Here is a 19241-nt window from a genome sequence, read left to right on the forward strand (position 1 = left end):
GACTATCCGATAATACATTATTTTTGCTATTCAAAAACAGCGAGCGATGAAACACTACTCATTCATCTTATTTTATCTCTTTTGCAACGTTTTTATCTATGCGTTTCAGGGGAGCTTTTGGGTGTATATTGCTTGTTTTCTTGTTTTTTCTGCTGTAGTTGTCTGGGGATCATTCGCTATTGAACTGGGATATTTTGTCAACAGTATTACCCATAAACGCACAAAAATCAAGGAAATTGCTCTGACTTTTGATGATGGACCAACCGAATTTACGCCGAAGTTTTTAGATTTACTCAAAGAATATCAGATAAAGGCGACTTTTTTCTGTATCGGAAAACAGATTGAAAAATATCCTGAAACATTTCAGAGAATCATTGCTGAAGGCCACACTATTGGAAACCATACATTAACCCACTCTAAATCAACAGGTTTTTTATCAACTTCTAAAATGATTGTAGAAATTGAAAACTGTGATAAGGTGATAAATAATATTGGAAACATACAGACAAATTTATACAGACCTCCTTTCGGGGTTACGAATCCGAGCATTGCAAAAGCCATTAAACAAACTCATAAAATAAGCATCGGCTGGAACGTCCGTTCTCTGGACACCATCATTGATGACGAAAAGAAAATCTACAAGAGAGTTACTAAAAATTTAAGAAAAGGGAGTATTATTCTCCTTCATGATACCTCAGAAAAAACGTATCGTGTACTGGTAGATTTATTAGTATTTTTGAAAGATAAAAAGTACTCAACATTTACCGTTGATTCAATTACAAATTCAAGGAAAAAATGATTAAAAATATTGCCCTAGGAGCATTTTTACTGATATCCGGTTTCTTTTTTGCACAAAATACAGCAATGTCAGGAGCCGAGGCCAAAGCATTTGTGTCAAAAGTTTCCTCAGACACCAAGGAAATCAAAACATTGCAAAGTGATTTTACGCAGACCAAAAAAATGGATTTTTTGGATAAAAGCATTGTAACCTACGGAAAAATGTCATTGCAGACTCCTAATATGCTGAGCTGGAAATACACAAAACCTTATCAGTACAGCATTGTTTTTAAAAGCAATAAGATCTTCATCAATGATCAAGGGAAAAAATCCTCTGTGGATGCTAAAAGTAAGACTTTTGAAAAGATCAATAAACTGATTGTAGGAAGCTCAAACGGAACCATGTTCAATGATCCTGAATTTACAGTAACCTACTTCAAGAATGGAAATTACAATGTGGCTAAGTTTGTTCCAAAGACCTCACAACTGCTGAAATACATCAAACAGATTGAGCTTTATTTCCCAAAGAACCAGTCTACGGTTTCTCAGGTTAATATGACTGAGGCCTCAGGTGATACTACGAATATTGTTTTCAAAAATACAAAGATCAATGCTTCAATTCCTGCGTCAGAATTTACTTTGTAGCCTGATTCTATTACTGGTGGTTTCCTGTAAAACATATCAGCTAAATGATGTAAAGGCAGTTTCAACAACTGAAAAAACTGTTGAAAACCTTTATTTTTCATCTACTGAAGATTATGTTTATAAATGTCAGATGGATATTTATAAAAATCATGTAAGCGGAATCCTTATCATCAAAAAATTGAACGAAACGACACACCGTGTCGTATTAACCTCTGACTTTGGCAATAAGCTGATTGATTTTGAGCTTTCGGACAATAATTTTAAACTGAATTATGTGCTCCCAGATCTGGATAAAAAAATCGTGATTAATTTTCTAAAAAATGACTTTCAACAGCTATTGAAAAAACAATATCCGGTAAGTGAAAGCTTTGAAAATGAAAGTTCTAAAATCTATCTTTCAAGGATTGATAACAAGGGCTATTATCTATTCTTCAACAAGGAAAATGGTCTACTGAAACAGATCATTTATACCAAAAACAACAAGGAGAAAATCGATTTTACATTTGATGCAAAAAAGCATATCTTCGCGGACAGCTTAAATCTGCAACACAAGGATTTTAAGATCAATATAAAACTATTTCAAATAACCGAAACTGAATAATTTCTACATGAAAAAAATATATTTCTGGCTTTTTGCACTTATCTCCAGTTTATCTTTTGCACAGGTAACTTTTAATCCGGGAATCAGAGTAGGTGCCAATATCGCACACCTATCTGACGGACCTGCACAAGATTACTTTTATTATAACGATAATCAGGGATATCACTATGGAAGCAATGCCTATGATATCAAATCAAAAGTAGATTTTTATATAGGCTTTCAGGCGAATATCCGATTTGCAAAGTTCTACGCTCTTCAACCGGAAATTTATTATACACGTCAGGGAGCAAAATTTGAAAGTCAAAAATCTTCTGTAGCGTCTAAAACCGTCACTCTTTCCTATGTAGGAGGAGCTATTGTGAATAAATTTTATTTTGATAAATTTAATCTTCATTTTGGTCCTACTTTAGAACTTTTGACAGATCATAAAGAGATTGACTCTCCTACAGAAGCAGATTTGGGATTACTGTTTGGAGCCGGATATGATATTACAAAAAATATAGGTGTTGAAGCCAGAATTAAAAAGGGTTTCGTACACATCAATAATGATCATACCAATGTAACATTCCAGGTAGGGGTTTACTACACATTTAACATGAAAAAATAATTATGCAGACCATTCTTACAGACTTTTATACTTTAACATCACACGAAAAAGCAGAAAACGGAAGTTTTATTGCGCATATCAACCTAAATAAAGACCATGATATTTTCAAGGGCCATTTTCCGGGAAATCCTGTGACACCTGGGGTTTGTATGATGCAGATTATTAAGGAACTGACAGAAGAATTCACAGGCTCAAAATTATTCTTAAAAACGGCATCTAATGTAAAATTTATGGCCATTATCAATCCTTTTGAAACTCCGGATCTGAAACTTCAATTGGATATTACTGAAAATGAAGAAGATGTTAAAGTAAAAAACATAACTTCCTTTGGCGAGACTATTGCATTAAAGTTGTCTGTAAGCTATAAAAAATTAACGGCATGAAACTTATCTTATCATTCGTAGCGGCATTTATTTTTTTCTTTCAGTCTGACATAGAAGCTTTGAGAAACAGCTATGCCAAGGCCAACGATTCTGCATCCAATACTGAAAAATTCATAGGAATTGCAGAAAAGCAATCAGGTTCTGATGCAGTCACTTTAGGCTATAAAGCAGCAGCAAAGATCATGGAGGCAAAGGTTTCCAAGGGAAATAGAAAAACTCTGGTAAAAACAGGAGCTACAAGTCTTGAGGCGATTATCAAAAGTAATCCTAATAACGCAGAATTACGCCTGATAAGATTAAGTGTTCAGGAAAACATTCCTAAAATTGTGGGTTACCGAGGCAGTCTAAAGGATGACAAGGCTTTCCTACTGAGCAATTACAGTAAACAAAATGCAGCCCTGAAAAATTATATCAAAAGGTTTGCATTGCAGTCTAAAACCATTACCGAGGCTGAAAGAGCCACTTTAAAATAATATAATGTTCCTTGCTGAAGTACAAAATGCAATTTCTGAAAAGAAAATCTGCGTTTTAATACCTACCTACAATAATGAAAAAACCCTTAAAAGGGTAATAGACGGTGTTTTGAACTATACCGAAAGTATTATTGTGGTCAATGACGGTTCTACCGATTCTACCCCTCAAATTCTTGCTCAATATCCTCACATTACCACCATCACCCTGCCTGAGAACAAAGGGAAAGGAAACGGATTGAAAATAGGCTTCAGAAAAGCCAAGGAATTGAACTATGATTATGCCATAACCATTGATTCTGACGGACAACATTATCCCGATGATATTCCTGTATTTGTAGATTCATTACTTCAGGAAAATGAAGAGGTATTATTAATTGGGAACAGAAATATGTCCCAAGATGGTATTCCAAAGAAAAGCAGCTTCGGAAACAGATTTTCTAATTTTTGGTTTTGGTTCGAAACAGGAATTAAGCTGGAAGACACTCAATCCGGTTACAGGCTATATCCTTTGCACAAAATTCCAAAGAAATATTTCACTCCAAAATTTGAGTTTGAAATTGAGATCATTGTAAGGACTGCATGGAGACATGTTCCGGTAAAGAATGTTCCTATCAAGGTTTTGTATGACCCTGCAGAACGTGTTTCGCATTTCAGGCCGTTTAAGGATTTTACAAGAATCAGTATCTTGAATACGATTTTAGTAACAATCACTCTTTTTTATATTATTCCGAGAAACTTCGTGAATAACTTCAAAAAAAAAAGCTTTAAAAAATTCATAAAGGAAGATGTACTGGAAAGCGACGGTAGCAACCGTACAAAGGCTTTTTCCATTGCCTTGGGAGTCTTTATCGGGCTATCTCCATTTTGGGGATTTCAAACGTTATTAGTCATCAGCTTATCTGTTCTTTTCAAGCTGAATAAAGTTCTTGCATTTGTAGCCTCCAACGTGAGTCTTCCTCCCTTTATTCCGTTTATTATTGCCGCATCATTGTTCCTTGGTTCTCCGTTTGTTCATGGAGACAGTAATATTTTAAGTCAGGATCTAAATTTTGAGCTTATCAAGAATAACCTGCTTCAATATGTTATTGGAAGCTTCATACTAAGTACTACATTGTCTGCCTTGGCAGGAATAAGCACTTTTCTATTTCTGAATAAGCTGAATCCGGAAAACAATTAAATTACAAATAAGAAAAGCCTCGAAATATAATATTCCAAGGCTTTTGCTTCCTAATTATTTATTTTACTATTTTGAAACGATAATCTTCTGAGAATAATTGATTGAATTACCGCTTACTTTTACAATATAAGTTCCATTAATTAATTGACTAGCATTAATGGTAGTTTGCTTATTAAGATTAATATTTTCTGTAGAGATCAGCTTGCCTGTAAAATCATAGATAGAAACAGTGGTGATTCCTGAAAGATTCATTCCTGACGGAGTTTTTATGGTAAATTCATTTCTTACCGGGTTTGGATAAATCGAAATACCTTTAGAATTTTCTATCTCTTTTACTGCCAATGTTTCACAATCCGCAGGAACTGTAAAGTCCTCTACCTGATCGGTAATATCCGGTAGTGGTTGATTGGCTCCAAATACCAATCCGCCCAATGCACCGGCAGAAGCATTTACTCCTAATCCTCTTTTAGCAAATGTATTCCAGATAAGACATTTGTTTTGTCCGCCTGTAGATGCCAAATCAGCAGCTATAATAGCATCTCTTCCCTGTACGAAAGTAGGATTACACTGTTGTAGCTTAAGAGCATCCATTACCAGCTGTAAAACTTTTGCACTTCCGCTATTAGGATCAGCTAAAACATTACTGCTGTATCCATATTTTTCTACATACTTCCAGTTAAGATCCCAAAGCATTGAAGCCCAAATAAATCCTATACTGTGAACATCCGGTACTGTAACTGCAATACCCAGAAAACTTCCGTTGGTTTTCATACCGTTAGTTCGTCCGTAAGTATAATTATTAACTGCAAAATCAGGAGAATATCTTGCTGGTCTTATTCCGCCTCCGTTTATTCCCTCTCCGGAAGTAAAGGTACCTATTCCTCTTGCTATGGATGCATTATCACCTGGTTTGGTAGTCATCATCAAAGCAAAGAAGTCAGACCATCCTTCTCCCATCTGTTCATTGGAGGAGATATAAGATAAACAAGAACTTCCTGTACCCGTAAGACGATTGGATATTCCGTGCCCATACTCATGGCTTATAATTCCATTATCTAAACTTGCATCCTTATAAACAGCTTCTGTTTTCAATGATGCATTCACAACTACTCCATTGGTTATTTCATTCACCAAAAATTCGCCTTCTGATTTTCCAACCATGATGGTAGGAATTGTAATGGTAGCATCTGTACCACCAAGTCCTACAGGCTGATCACTGTTTGGGTGATATTGTATCACGCCTATTGCCCCTGCATTTTGCAGATTTTTTGTTTTAACAGCAAATCCACATGTAGCAGCTGTTACCACTGCAATTTTTCCGGTAAGGCTACCAGGAGTAACTGCAGTACACGCATCTGCGGGGGTTGAAAGGGCTAAATCCCCTGTTACAGGAGCGCTACCAATAAGCTGAGGACCGAAGTTAGCCGTTCCTGCCGCCGGAGTTCTGTTCAAATAGCTTGCTGGGGAGTTATAATAAAGATATCTGGCTCCATTAGGTACAAATAGAAACATCTGCATTCTTCCGCTGGTTCCGTCTACGCCAGGATTAAAGTTGGCATTATTTATACCGCTTCCATCACGTGATTCGGCAAGAACAGGGTCATTACCTGCTCCACCATTTGTAAAATTATTGGTTTGGTAATTTCTTGCAGACTCTGTAAACCCAAATTTATAAAATACATCATGCATCTTATTGGTAGTATAAAACAAATTGGTTACTGCTGCAGAGGTATAGTTCTGTTGTCCCAAGGTAATATCCATTGGAAAATCAAAAACTCTGCTTTCTCCGCCATCTGGTGAAAACTGCGGGGAATTGGTATTGTTTTCATCAGTATATGCAAACGTATTATTACCTCTTGTTATTGTATAGTGGTTGGTTCCGTCAGAATGCCAGCCTTCCGGAGAAGCCGTCAGGTCCCAAGGGTTATTCAAAAGGCTACGGCTCCCAAATGTAGGAGCCTCTACCGGAAAAGCCAATACATTATAAGATGCATTATCAGGCGCTAAAACAAGATTGGAATATTCTTTTGTTTTACTTAGATTACTTGGGAAAATAGCTGCATGAGCCCCATGATTATGATTTTCATTCTCCGAAGAGTGTTGCTCGTAGGCATCGTCATGGAAACTGCAGGAAAGGGTTGTATTTTCCTGATATAGAATAGAACCATCTTCTGTACTGATAATAGTATTCCAGATATTGCTTGTTCCTTTTTCTTCAATAGTAACCTGATAACCAAGTATTAGCTCTCCTCCTTTAGCAAAATATACAACGTTTGCCTTTAAATGTTCCTCTTTGCCATCAATATTCTTTGCCGAAGACAAGCCATTCATCTTTTTGGCAGCATCAGCAATTAAAGACTCTCTCCTTGCGCTTTCCTTGCCTTTAACCGCTGAAGGGTAAGTTTTAATAAAGGTATCTGCAAAATTCAAAACTTTTCCGTCCCTGATCAGAACATTAGCTGAGCTTCCAAAAACAGGATAACCGTTGATCGTTTGCTGGATTCCTACAATATCACCCTTTAAGCTTTGAGAAGGATCGATATTTACAATTTTAAAAGCCTTAAGCTCCGGATTTACTCTTTGGAAAGCTCCCTTTTCAGAATTAACATAGTCTTTAATTGTTTGCTCATATTTTTGGGCAGAAAATACCCCAAAACTGAAAAATGAACAAAATAGTAGAAATTTAACACTAAGTCGAATTTTTTTCATGTGTAATACTTAAAATTAATAAATGTGATTACCCAGTTAGTGTCAAAAAACACCAAATGTTACATTATTAATAGAAATATATTTTCAAAATAAATAAATTCGCAACAAAAACAACAATAAAGAGGCTTAACAATTAATTGTTTATTTTTTTAATAGCTTTATTTAAATACTTTTCAACTGTTTTCTGGTCCGGAACTGTTGTTATTTCCTTAGTGCGTGCTTTCTCAAATTCAATTTTTGCCTTTGAATACTCTTTTTTATGAAAATAATATTTTCCCGCCATAAAATATCCTTTCCAAAAATCAGGATTTAAGGACTGATAATGAGCAATAAAGTTATCCGAAAGTGTTTCCTTATTGTGAATGGCATCGTTTATTTTAAAACTTATCTGCCTGTACTCCTCGTAGTTTTTGAAGTCCTGTGAATCTGCAAAAGGATCCCTTGCAATATTAAGTTGTGATTTTGAGAAATCATTAGGCCGTAAGCCTTGGTCAGAAAATATTTCATTAAGGTCATAGCACACGAATTCTCCCAGTTGATAGGGATTGGAAGACACCCAAACCAATTTTTTCTGAGGTGAAAATATTACCGCATGATGGGCTAAAAGCTGGTTCAGGGCTTTTTCATTTCCATACCCTATGCTTTCATCTTTTAAGCCTGATCTGTTTCTTAAAATGGAAGCCATTTTCTCAGGATTCAGCTTTTTTTCTTCTTTTAGAAGTTCCTGTAGTTTTTCATAACGGTAAGCAGAATGACTTTCCTTGATCTGTTTCTGATTTCTTGCATCATTTTTATAGGTATCAGACTGAAAATGATTGGTACAAAATACCTTACTTGTATTCTCTACTTTATATATTCCGAAATTTTTCGGTGAAACTTCAATAATTACTGCATTTTTGTCATGAGCACTTCCCACCAAAATTGATTCTGAGACGAAGACCTTTCTTTTTTTTGCAATAGCAATAGCATCATCTATATTTTTGGCATATTGCAAAATTTCTCTTGTAACCAAGGAAATAGGAGTTTTTGCAGTTAAAGGAATTTTTGATTTCCCTGCATTAATGGTCACTGTAATTCCTTCTTTATTCATCCCGGAAACTACGCCAATCATCCCCGGCCAGCTTACGGACATGTAGGGAATTCCGTCTTCCGGTTCTACAAATTCCACCAGCTTGTTTTTGGAAAAGTCATCTCCTACATAAAAATCGAAGTTTCTTCCAATCAATAAATCTCCATCTTCCGTATTTTCATTCCATACAGCAAGAGAGGTGCATCCTACCATCGCCAAATCCTGCATGGCATGCCCGATATCGTGTGCGCCGTGCAGATAAAGATTTCTCAGATACTTGGAAGCAATAAAGTCATATTGGTTGGAAGAATATTGTGACAAACCGTATAATTCTGCCTGATAATCTTCTCTTACATTGAGATACATTTTTCTGTTGTACCATTTTAAGAAGCCATTCAAAAGTTTCTGCTTAAATTTTGAAGGAACAAAACCTTCTACTTTCGAGAAGAAAATCTCTTCCTGTTTTTGCATTAAATCCTGAGTTAATGCTCCGTTATTATAGCCTAATTGTAGAGGATTTCCTTTAATATAAAGCTCCCAAAGCTGTTGCTTGTTTTTGGTGATAAAATTCTGATTATAGCTGAAGGTGGTATCATTAATTTTATTCACTTTTGGAATTTCCAATGAATATTGCTTTACCTCCGGAAGATGGTTAACAGACTTTGAAACCCCACATGAAATCAGGATAAATAAAGGAAATAAAAAGATGAGGAGTCTTTTATAGGGAAGATAATTCGTATTAGTTTTTTTCACGGTGGTTTTTATTAAATCATTTGCTCAAGACGCTTGTCTATGGTTTCTTTACCCAGAATTTCAGCGCAGGTATTGAATGCTCCTATGGTAACACCCAAAATCCCATGCATATTCACTGATTGACCTGTCAAAAACAGATTATCAATTTTTGTGCGGGGAGAAACCATTGTTTTAAGCGGATTATCCGAGTTTTTCATGTATCCATACATATTTCCATCAAAGCTGCCGATATAGTCCCGATAAGACAAAGGTGAAGAGGTATATATCCGTTTGATGGCATGCGTAAGGTTAGGAATTTTCTTTTCCAGGGCCTCAATCATTTTTTCAGTTTTTTCAAGCTTAAATCTTTCATACTGTTCGCCTCTTTCATGCTCCTCAGCCACTGTATTGAATGTACTTTTCCATTTTTTCACCTCATCAAAGTCCATATAGGAAATTGCAGTAAGGCTTTCTGCAAACTCCGGATGATGTTTTGAGGGGGTAGATGAAAGCATATAGGTTTCCGGCCATGTATTCTTCTGATAGCGGAATGCATTCCAAACCTTTTCTTCTGATGAGTAATGATAGATATTATAATTAAAGTTCGGAAAACAATGAGGTTTTAAGACAATGTAAACACTGAAGCAGGATGATACCGGCTGCCAGCTCAAAACCCTGTTCAGAAAAGATTTTTTCAGTCTTTCTTCTCCAATAAGCTTAATGGTGGAACGAATCTCAATATTTGAAATAAAGCGCTTGGCAGTATATTCTTTTCCTGTAACTGTTTTTACTGACTTTACAATATTGTTTTCATCAAAAATAAATTCTGACACCTCGGAATGTTTGTGAACATCAGCTCCATATTGACGTAGCTTTCTGATAAGCAGCTTCGAAATCTGGCTTCCACCTTTTACACATTTATAGGCACTCTGAATGTAGGAATTTACCGTTAAAGCATGAACATAGAAAGGAACGTTTTCAGAATCTCCGGCATAGAGAAAATTAGAACCTAGCAGAACTGACTGAAGTGTTTTATTTTGGGTAACGGATTCTATAAATCTTTTGGTATTTAAATGCAGGATTTCTTCATTATAGTTGTCTTTCCCCACTACATTATACCTTGGAAACTGGCTACAAACGTATTGAATTTCTTCACAATAGCTCTCCAGGTTTTCCTTTTCTTCCGGAAAATGTACAGATAGCTGTTCTACAAAGTTTTGATAACCCTGAGCGTGTGGATATTCTATTGTACTATCTCCAAAGGAAATTCTGTCATATCCGTCTTCATCCATCTTCTGAAGCTCCAGCTCATCCATGATTTCCAGATAAGAAAAAAAGCGGTTTAAATTTTGACCTTTTGAAAGTCCTCCCAGATAGTGAACACCGGTATCAAAAATAAGTTTATCCCTTGAAAAGGTTTGTAGATTTCCTCCATACTGGTTGTTTTTCTCCAGCACACAAACCTTCAGACCCTCCTTTGCTAAAATAAGAGCCGAAACAAGACCTCCCAATCCACTGCCGATTACAAGTATGTCATAGTGTTTCTTCAAAGGAAAATGTGTTTTTTAAAAATTAAGAGTGTTCAGAATTAAGGAATCATAGATTACTTTGTTATCAATATACGAAGAAAACTATTGAAACTGTATTATTTTAATTCTTAATAATCTTAATGATTTTGAGTTTTTTATTAGTTTTTAGAGGGTAAAAATAGAAAAATTAATCAACATCATCCCAAAAATCAAAATAATTGAACCATTGAAGAGGATATTTCTTGATCATGGTTTCAAGATTCTGAACATAGGATTGTAAAAGCCCCTGTGAATCACGGTTTTTGATGTTCTGTGCTACTCTTGCATATAAGTGATAATGAAGATTGTTCTCTTTCATCACATAAACGTATACTACAGGCACTCCCAATCGGGAAGCGATGAGAAATGGTCCTGCCGGAAATTTTGCACTTTTCCCCAACAGATCAGCTTCAAGGTATTTAGACCCCTCGAAATAACGATCGCCGGTAAAGCAGATCAGCTCATTGTTTGACAAGGCTTGATTGATCTCAAAGATATGCGACATATCTTCTTTTACGTAGATGAATTTGATATTGCTTTCTTTTACGGCAACACTTTCCAGATACTCTTTAATCACTGTAACCTCCTGGTCAGTAGTCACTAAGTTAATTTGACAATCAAAATCGATGTCTGCAAAGAAATGCTCTGCAATTTCAAAATTCCCGATATGGGCACTGATAAGAACGCCTCCTTTTTTGGCTGCCAAAAGATTTCTGAGATTTTCAATACCATCAAATTCATAGGTATATTTCTCTCTCAATCCTGCAGAGATGGCTGTTTTGTCAATCAGAACTTTCCCGAATGTAAAATAACTTTTAAAAATGGAACGTTTGGCTTTCCAATAACCGTAGTTGAGTCTTTTCTGGAAATAATAACGAATGTATCTGTTGCTTTTCTTCTGAAACAGAACGTAATAGGAAGCAACAAAGTACAGTATGAAATATGAACTTCTGATCCCGATATTTCTAATACACCAAACGAATATTCTGTATCCCAGTACCGTTCCTTTAGATTTACCTTTCCACTTGTTCATAAATAGTATTTACCAATATAACAGTATACCAATGTAATAATATCTTTGAGTAGACTCTTATATCATTACATTGGTACATTTTAAAGAATAGATTTACTTAATAACTATGCGTTTTTTTCAGCAATCTTATTTTCAATCGTTGTGTAGAAGTCATTAAATGTCACCATTTTCTTGAAGTCGGCTTCTCCTAATTTCACTCCGAAATTAGATTCAATCACCACTACCATATCGATATAATCCAGGCTGTCTAGGCCTAGTGTATTTTTAAGGTTGGCATCATTACTGATTTCGTCTCCGTCAACTTCGAATTCGTTCACTAGAAAATCATTAACAATGGCAACAATTTTTTCCCTTTCCATGTTTTTAATCAAATTTTTTAACTATTAGTGCAGAATTGGTTCCCCCAAACCCAAAAGAATTCGACAAAAATACATCAATTTTTTGATTTTTTGTTTTGGAGACTAAATTTATCTTTTTCGCCTCATTATCAGGATTTTCCAAGTTAATATTAGGAGCAACAAAATCATTCTGCATCATCAGAATTGAGTAGATAACTTCACTTGCACCTGCCATCCAACACTCGTGTCCTGTCATGGATTTGGTAGAACTTACCGGAACTTCACTACCAAAGATCTCATATATTGCTTTTGCCTCATTGGCATCACCGATAGGTGTGGAAGTGGCGTGAGCATTAATGTAATCTATGTCTGAAGCTTTTAATCCTGACTGCTTCAAGGCTCTATCCATTGCCAAGGCAGGGCCATCAACATTCGGGGTTGAAATATGTCCTCCGTTTGATGAGAAGCCATATCCTATAATTTCAGCAAGAATAGTTGCTCCTCTTCTTTGTGCGGACTCCAGGCTTTCAACAATTAAGCTGGCTGCTCCTCCACTTGGAATTAAACCGTCTCTTTCTGCATCGAAAGGTCTGGATGCTTTTGCAGGCTCATCTTCTCTGGCTGAGAAAACTCCCAATCCATCAAAACTTGCCATGGAATATTTATTGGTTTCCTGAGCTCCGCCACAGATAATCATATCCTGAAAACCATTCTTGATCATCATGTAGGCAAGTCCCAAGGAGTGTGAGCCGCTTGCACATGCTGCACTGATGGTAAGGTTTATTCCTTTCAACTTAAAGATGGTAGAAAGGTTCATGGTAACTGTTGAATTCATTGATTTGAAGATCGCTCCTGATCCCATCAATGTAGTATCTTTCTTTTCCCTTGCAATGTCGATAGATTCTACAACTGCCTGAGAAACGCTGTCATTTCCGTATAAGATTCCCACCTCATGGGTGTCTAAAAAGGATTCATCAAGATTCGCCTGCTTCAAGGCATCAATGGTAGCAAGATAAGCATATTCACTTTCCTCCCCCATGCTTACCCGCTGGCGTCTGTTCAGTAGATTCTTTAAATCCGGCTTTGGAACAACACCCGTAAGGCCTGATCTAAACCCGAATTCTTTTCTTTCCTGATCTAAAATAATACCGGATTTTCCTTGGTATAGGGATTCCCTGACCTCTTCTAGAGACGTCCCAATGCAGGAATAAATCCCCATTCCGGTAATCACAACCCTATTTTCCATTTGTTTATATTGAATTTAACAATGTATCAGTCTAGCCATGTAACAATATTTTCATTGAGGTTCAATCAACATTTGTACACTGGTACATTGGTATATTGTTAGATTATTTATGAGTAAATTCCGCCGTTAATATTAATCACTTCTCCTGTAATGTAGGAAGATTTTCTAGAGGCTAAAAAGGCCACTAAATCAGCGACTTCTTCTGCTTCTCCAAATCTGTTGGCGGGAATCATTGCTTTCAATTCTTCTTCATTGAACTCCTGGGTCATATCTGTTCTGATAAAGCCCGGAGCCACCGCATTTACTGTGACATTTCTTTTTGCTACTTCCTGAGCAAGAGCCTTTGTAGCGCCTACCAAAGCTCCTTTAGCAGCAGAATAATTGGTCTGGCCGGCTGTTCCTTTTACTCCGGAAACGGAAACCATATTGATGATTCGTCCGTATTTGTTACGAAGTAATTTCTGAATAAAGAAGTTCGTTACATTGAAGAATCCATCTAAACTGGTATTGATTACACTGTTCCAGTCTTCTTTTTGCATCCACATAAACAAACCGTCTCTTGTAATTCCGGCGTTATTAACAATAACTTCTACCAAACCCTCAGGATTCTTCTCCTGCCAAGCCGTTAAAACCTCTTGTGTTTCTTCGGTATTTCCTACATCAAATTTAAGAATTTCTCCAGTAGCTCCAAGTTCTTCTACTTTAGCCAAAGTTTCTTTTGCTGCAGCCTCATTTGAAGTGTAGTTGATAAGGATGTGATAGTTTTTCTCTTCAGCCAGTTTTATACAGATCGCCCTCCCGATTCCTCTGGAGCCTCCTGTTACAATTGCACATTTCATGCGTTAGTGTTTATTTCGTTTTTAGTTTTTTTTTAAGTTTGCTTATTCCTTCTTTTCTATTAGACAATTCATCATTGTCAACAATTACATTGTCTTTAAATATTTCTTTACTTCCTCCAGATATGGATACATCACCATATCATTAGAGAATGCAGGAATAATTTTTCTGATTTCATCATATAATTCTTTGGTAGATGATGATACTTTATCCTGAAAACCAAGATATTCAACAGCCTGAATGATTGTAATCGCTTCAATAGCCAATACTTCAAATGCATTTTCAATAACCCTTCTGCAGATTACTGCTGCATTGGTTCCCATGCTTACGATATCCTGATTATCATTATTATTTGGAATACTATGAACATACATAGAGTTAGATAGCATCTGGCTTTCTGCCGTAGTGGAAGTTGCTGTAAACTGTACCCCCTGCATCCCAAAATTGAACCCTAATTTACCTAAATTTACAAAAGGCGGCAAGATTTCGTTGATTTTAGCATTCAAAAGATAGTTTAGCTGTCTTTCTGCAAGCATGGTAAGTTTAGTGACTACAATTTTAAGCTTATCCATTTCCAAGGAAATATAATCCCCGTGGAAGTTTCCTCCGTGGTAAACATGCTGATCTTCTACATTAATAATAGGATTATCATTGGCAGAATTGATCTCATTTTCAAGAACTTTTTCTGTGTACTCCAATGTATCTAGCACCGGGCCCAGAATCTGAGGAACGCATCTTAGGGAATAATACTCCTGTACCTTTTCCTTAAATACTTTTTCCTGTTCTTCAAAATGGGTGTATAAGTGATCTTCTCTTTTTCTGATCAGTTTACTGTCTGCCAGATGAGCACGCATTCTTTCTGCCACTTTCTGCTGACCGTAATGCTTTTTCGTTCCGTTCAATGCTTCTGACAAATGGTCATCATAAGCCTGTACAATTTCGTTTATCGCACAAGAAAGTCTAAGAGAGATATCTGTTAACTGATTGGCTTTATATGCATTCACGATACCGATTCCTGACATCACGGAAGTTCCGTTCATCAAGGCAAGTCCCTCACGGATTTCAACTTTGATTGGTTCTAATCCTTCAACTTCAAAAACCTCTTTTGTAGATGTTCTTTCTCCTTTATAGAAAACCTCTCCCTCTCCAATCAATACCAAAGCAAGGTGAGCTAGCTGAACAAGATCTCCGCTTGCTCCTACTCCCCCATGTTCAAAAATCAATGGAGTAATATCTCTGTTGATAAGCTCCTGAAGAAGATAAATCACAGATTCATGTACGCCTGAATTCCCTAATGATAAAGTATTCAGTCTTGCCAACATACAAGCTTTCACTTCCTGCGCGGGCAGTGGGTTTCCAATCCCTGAGGAATGGCTTCTAATCAGGTTATATTGAAGCTGATGAGTGTCTTCATCACTGATTTTGAATTGAGCCATGGGCCCAAAACCGGTATTCACACCGTATATTACTTTATTTTTTGAAAACTCCTTTAAAAACTGAAAACTTTTATTCACTCTTGACAAAAGTGATTCATCCAGTTCTATTTTTTCATTCTCAATGATAATTTTTTGAAAGTCTTTCAGTTCTAAAAAGTTATTTATTTTCATCAATTAAAAGTAATAGTTGATAATTTTGTAAAATATTAATTATTTGTCACTAATTTTGCGGCAAAGATAAAAGTTATTATTAAAATAAAAAATCAAAGATGAGCAAAGAATTTGTTGACGTTCTTGTAATCGGGGCTGGACCTTCCGGATGCGTGTCTTCTTCGTACCTAAAGAAGAACAACGTCAGCGTAAAAGTTGTTGAAAAAACAAAATTTCCAAGACTGGTAGTTGGAGAAAGCTTAATTCCTAGGGTAATGGATCACTTTGATGAGGCCGGACTTTTTCCTGCATTAGACAAAATGGGCTTTGAAAAAAAGCTGGGTGCACGTTTTCTTCGTGGTGATGAAGTTTGTATTTTTGATTTCAGCAACAAATTCGGGGAAGGATGGGACTGGACCTGGCAGGTTCCAAGAGCTGATTTTGATAATACGCTTGCTCAGGAAGTTATTAATAAAGGTGTTGACCTTGAATTCGAGTCTGAGGTTATAGATATCAAATTTGAAGGAACAGATTCTATCACAACGGTAAGGAATAAGGATGGAGAAACTAAGGAGATCCATGCCAAGTTTGTGATTGACTCTAGTGGCTACGGAAGAGTATTGCCTCGTTTATTAGATCTTGAAAAACCATCAAAACTATCTCCCCACTCTGCTATTTTCTCTCATGTACAGGACACTAACAGAGAACCCGGTGAAGAGGGTACTTTGATTTCCTTTGATATTATTGAAACTGAAGTTTGGCTTTGGGTAATTCCTTTTTCCAACGGAAATACCAGCCTAGGAATTGTAGGGCCAACTGATTATATTGAAAAGCTATCCGAAGGCGGAGATACTGCTGAAGCTTTAAGAAAGGCAATTTCTCTTTCGGATTATTATGTAAAACGTTTTGGTGATATAGAGTTTCTTTTTGAACCCAAACATTTGAAGGACTATTCTTGCTCTGTAAAAAGCTTATTCGGGGACGGGTTTGCTCTAACCGGGAATGCTTCGGAATTCCTTGATCCTGTTTTCTCATCGGGAATGGCTTTTGCCACAGAATCGGGCATGCTGGCTGCAAAACTGGCATTAAGACAATTAAACGGAGAAAAAATAAACTGGCAGACTGAATACACAGATTACATTCTGTATGGTGTAGATGTTTTTACAACTTATGTAAAGGAATGGTACACCGGAAATCTTCAGGAACTTTTCTTCCACCAACCGGAAAACCCTGATGTAAAGAAAAAAATATGTGCTGTTTTAGCAGGATATGTCTGGAATAAAGACAATCCATTTGTGAGAAAACATGATACGGTTATCAAGAACCTTGCAAACCTCATCAAACTGGAAAAACAGGAACAACAAAATCAACAATAAAAAAAACGGTCTGAAAATTCAGACCGTTTTTATTTTATTTTAAAGATTTCTTTATTTTCTTTCCCAGATATCTTCCGGCGGATTCATAAGCCCCGGCAATTCTACCATACTCCATCACAACCTCATCATTATTAACAAATCTATCAAACTTATTGAGTTCTACTTCGGCTAAAACTACTGAATGATTGTTTGTTTCCACCAATTTTACTGTACCGTTTATTTCTGCTGTCATCATCGTTAATCCTGCATGCCAGCCCGGAAATATCCATTTTGTTTCCAGCAACAAGGTATATTTTGCTGAGCTGTCTTTTTTAAATAAAATATCTTTGTAGGTTTTATTCAGACCTTTTGTAAAATAATTGATATACTCTTCTTTTTTGTACCTTTCCCATTCTGTGATCCACATGTTCCACGCTTTTTCTCCTCTTTTGGGATTATCCAGAACTTGTTTTTTTCTATTTTCCAGATATTGAGTCTCTGTAATATTTTCTTTCATAAATAATACGTCCTCAAATGTAAGCTCTACCTTAACTTCAGTCTGATCTTTTAAGACCTCAAAACCACCCGAAACAAGATTCATTTTCTCCTGTCCAAAAGCTGCGGTTGTCATAATAACCATGAATACCAGCAGAAATAATTTTTTCATAATTATAGTTTTTCTATTTAAGCTGGCAAAGATATTATAAAAAGTGATTTCTGTCCTTGTTGTTACTTTAATTTAATCTATCTTAAATCTATAAATGTAATCGGTTTTCTACTGTTTGGGTTAAAGACTGTTTTGGATAAAATATCAAAGTCTATCACTTCAATCTTGGGACTTACCCTCAGTTTTGCGCGGAAATGATCTCTTACTTCATTCACAAAGTTTTCATTTTCCTGCTCTGTACTTACCTTAATGATAATTTCATCCAATCCTATTTCGTTGGACTGAATTACAATCTGATAGCATAGAATATTATTAAAATCATTCAAAATATCGTTCATTGCCGGCGGATACAACGTTGTTCCTTTATACTTGATCATCTGTTGCTTCCGTCCAATTACAGGCCCTAGTCTCATTGTATTTCTACCACATTGGCATGGCTCGTAATGGGCCTTTACGATATCTCCCGTCTTGAACCTCAATAGAGGAATTGCTTCTACACCCAAAGTTGTAATCGTTAATTCACCACTTTCGCTCTCTTTCACAACGTTTCCGTCATCATCCAGAATTTCCGTAATGATCAGTTCAGGGTGATGGTGACCTCCAATCTGGAATTCACACTCTGTAAAAGCAGTGCTCATTTCTGTGGAAGCATAGGTAGAAAAGAGTTTAATATTCCATTTTTCCTTAATCTTTTGAGAAAGAATATTATCTGTAAAATCCTGATTTTTGATGCTTTCTCCAATACACACGGCTCCGTAAACACTTGAATTTTTATAATCTAATCCGTGCTTCTCTGCATAATCGATCATCTTAAGCAAGAAAGACGGAACGGTAATCAGATATTTTGGTTTGTATCTAAAAATAGAATCCCATTGCAATTCTGGAATTCCAGGGCCCATTCTGACTACACTTGCCCCCATTTTTCTTAATCCTAAAAAGTAAGCAAGTCCCGCCATAAAACGTTTATCAATTGTAGTAATCATCTGCACTACATCACCTTTCTGAATTCCTGCACAGGCAAAGGATATTGCTTCATTGTAAGCCAGCCTTTCAAGATCCCCGTCAGACAAACCAAAAGTTACCGGATCCCCCAAGGTTCCTGAAGTGGTACTATAATCCACAATCTTATCTGGTGAAATGCAGAAAAAATCATGATTATGCTGCTGTAAATCATTCTTTGAGGTGGTAGGAATTTTTTGCAAATCTTCCAGAGTACGGATCTCTGCAATGTTGATATTATTTTCTGTAAACAGCCTCTGATAAAAAGGTGAATTACCCTCAAGATAGGCCAAAAGCTTCTGGAGTTTTTCTTCCTGAATGGTTTTTATTTCCTGAGTGCTAGATTTTTCGATGAAAGGATGAAATTCCAATGATTTTAATTTTAGGCAAATTTATTAATTTGTAGAATGTATTGATGTAAAATATAGTAAGGATTTTC

General features: G+C 36.3%; 18 protein-coding genes. 8 read left to right on the plus strand and 10 right to left on the minus strand.

Annotation, left to right across the window (positions count from 1 at the left end):
- Positions 1-46: 46 nt before the first annotated feature.
- From EG359_RS12940 to EG359_RS12970, 7 genes are read left to right on the plus strand one after another with little or no spacing between them, the layout of a single operon-like run.
- Positions 47-799 carry a polysaccharide deacetylase family protein gene (locus EG359_RS12940; RefSeq protein WP_076356849.1) on the plus strand — a complete coding sequence of 251 codons (753 nt, stop codon included), beginning with the start codon at positions 47-49 and terminating at the stop codon, positions 797-799.
- Positions 796-1422 carry a LolA family protein gene (locus EG359_RS12945; protein ID WP_076356851.1) on the plus strand — a complete coding sequence of 209 codons (627 nt, stop codon included), beginning with the start codon at positions 796-798 and terminating at the stop codon, positions 1420-1422. The genes EG359_RS12940 and EG359_RS12945 overlap by 4 nt, the downstream gene beginning before the upstream one ends.
- On the plus strand, positions 1388-2023 hold the full coding sequence (locus EG359_RS12950; protein WP_084180537.1) for a hypothetical protein: 636 nt from the start codon (positions 1388-1390) through the stop codon (positions 2021-2023). Before EG359_RS12945 ends, EG359_RS12950 begins: the two co-directional genes overlap by 35 nt.
- 7 nt (positions 2024-2030) lie before the next feature.
- Entirely contained in the window at positions 2031-2630 is a 600-nt protein-coding gene (locus EG359_RS12955) for an outer membrane beta-barrel protein (protein ID WP_076356853.1), read from the plus strand.
- A gap of 2 nt (positions 2631-2632) precedes the next feature.
- Entirely contained in the window at positions 2633-3013 is a 381-nt protein-coding gene (locus EG359_RS12960) for a 3-hydroxyacyl-ACP dehydratase (protein WP_084180538.1), read from the plus strand.
- Positions 3010-3486 carry a hypothetical protein gene (locus EG359_RS12965; protein WP_076356855.1) on the plus strand — a complete coding sequence of 159 codons (477 nt, stop codon included), beginning with the start codon at positions 3010-3012 and terminating at the stop codon, positions 3484-3486. The genes EG359_RS12960 and EG359_RS12965 overlap by 4 nt, the downstream gene beginning before the upstream one ends.
- Positions 3487-3490: 4 nt before the next feature.
- On the plus strand, positions 3491-4663 hold the full coding sequence (locus EG359_RS12970; protein WP_076356857.1) for a DUF2062 domain-containing protein: 1173 nt from the start codon (positions 3491-3493) through the stop codon (positions 4661-4663).
- Between the two features lie 66 nt (positions 4664-4729).
- On the opposite strand, the gene EG359_RS12975 is transcribed toward EG359_RS12970, so the two are convergent.
- The 8 genes from EG359_RS12975 to EG359_RS13010 form a co-directional block, all read right to left on the minus strand.
- A complete protein-coding gene (locus tag EG359_RS12975) occupies positions 4730-7372 on the minus strand; it encodes a T9SS-dependent M36 family metallopeptidase (RefSeq protein ID WP_076356859.1) in 2643 nt (880 codons plus the stop codon).
- A 133-nt stretch (positions 7373-7505) separates the two neighbouring features.
- Entirely contained in the window at positions 7506-9194 is a 1689-nt protein-coding gene (locus tag EG359_RS12980) for a C45 family autoproteolytic acyltransferase/hydolase (RefSeq protein ID WP_076356861.1), read from the minus strand.
- Between the two features lie 11 nt (positions 9195-9205).
- A complete protein-coding gene (locus EG359_RS12985) occupies positions 9206-10723 on the minus strand; it encodes a phytoene desaturase family protein (protein WP_076356863.1) in 1518 nt (505 codons plus the stop codon).
- Between the two features lie 166 nt (positions 10724-10889).
- Positions 10890-11774, minus strand: a complete 885-nt coding sequence (locus tag EG359_RS12990) for an LpxL/LpxP family acyltransferase (RefSeq protein ID WP_076356865.1) — start codon at positions 11772-11774, stop codon at positions 10890-10892.
- Positions 11775-11878: 104 nt separating this feature from the next.
- Positions 11879-12133 (minus strand): acyl carrier protein, encoded by a 255-nt coding sequence (locus EG359_RS12995; RefSeq protein WP_076357177.1) that lies wholly within the window; start codon positions 12131-12133, stop codon positions 11879-11881.
- Between the two features lie 4 nt (positions 12134-12137).
- On the minus strand, positions 12138-13358 hold the full coding sequence (locus EG359_RS13000) for a beta-ketoacyl-[acyl-carrier-protein] synthase family protein (RefSeq protein ID WP_076356867.1): 1221 nt from the start codon (positions 13356-13358) through the stop codon (positions 12138-12140).
- 107 nt (positions 13359-13465) lie between these two features.
- Positions 13466-14197, minus strand: a complete 732-nt coding sequence (gene fabG / locus EG359_RS13005) for a 3-oxoacyl-ACP reductase FabG (protein WP_076356869.1) — start codon at positions 14195-14197, stop codon at positions 13466-13468.
- An 84-nt stretch (positions 14198-14281) separates the two neighbouring features.
- Entirely contained in the window at positions 14282-15802 is a 1521-nt protein-coding gene (locus EG359_RS13010; protein WP_076356871.1) for an HAL/PAL/TAL family ammonia-lyase, read from the minus strand.
- Between the two features lie 98 nt (positions 15803-15900).
- Between EG359_RS13010 and EG359_RS13015 the strand changes: the two genes are divergently transcribed.
- Complete coding sequence (locus EG359_RS13015) at positions 15901-17157, plus strand: NAD(P)/FAD-dependent oxidoreductase (RefSeq protein WP_076356873.1); 1257 nt, start codon at positions 15901-15903, stop codon at positions 17155-17157.
- Between the two features lie 34 nt (positions 17158-17191).
- On the opposite strand, the gene EG359_RS13020 is transcribed toward EG359_RS13015, so the two are convergent.
- Together EG359_RS13020 and EG359_RS13025 are read right to left on the minus strand one after the other, a co-directional pair.
- On the minus strand, positions 17192-17803 hold the full coding sequence (locus tag EG359_RS13020; RefSeq protein WP_076356875.1) for a hypothetical protein: 612 nt from the start codon (positions 17801-17803) through the stop codon (positions 17192-17194).
- A gap of 77 nt (positions 17804-17880) precedes the next feature.
- The gene (locus EG359_RS13025) at positions 17881-19173 is read right to left on the minus strand and encodes a phenylacetate--CoA ligase family protein (protein ID WP_076356877.1); all 1293 of its coding nucleotides are present in this window, start codon (positions 19171-19173) and stop codon (positions 17881-17883) included.
- Positions 19174-19241 lie beyond the last annotated feature (68 nt).

It is taken from the genome of Chryseobacterium joostei, assembly GCF_003815775.1.
GTDB classification, from domain to species: Bacteria; Bacteroidota; Bacteroidia; order Flavobacteriales; family Weeksellaceae; genus Chryseobacterium; species Chryseobacterium joostei.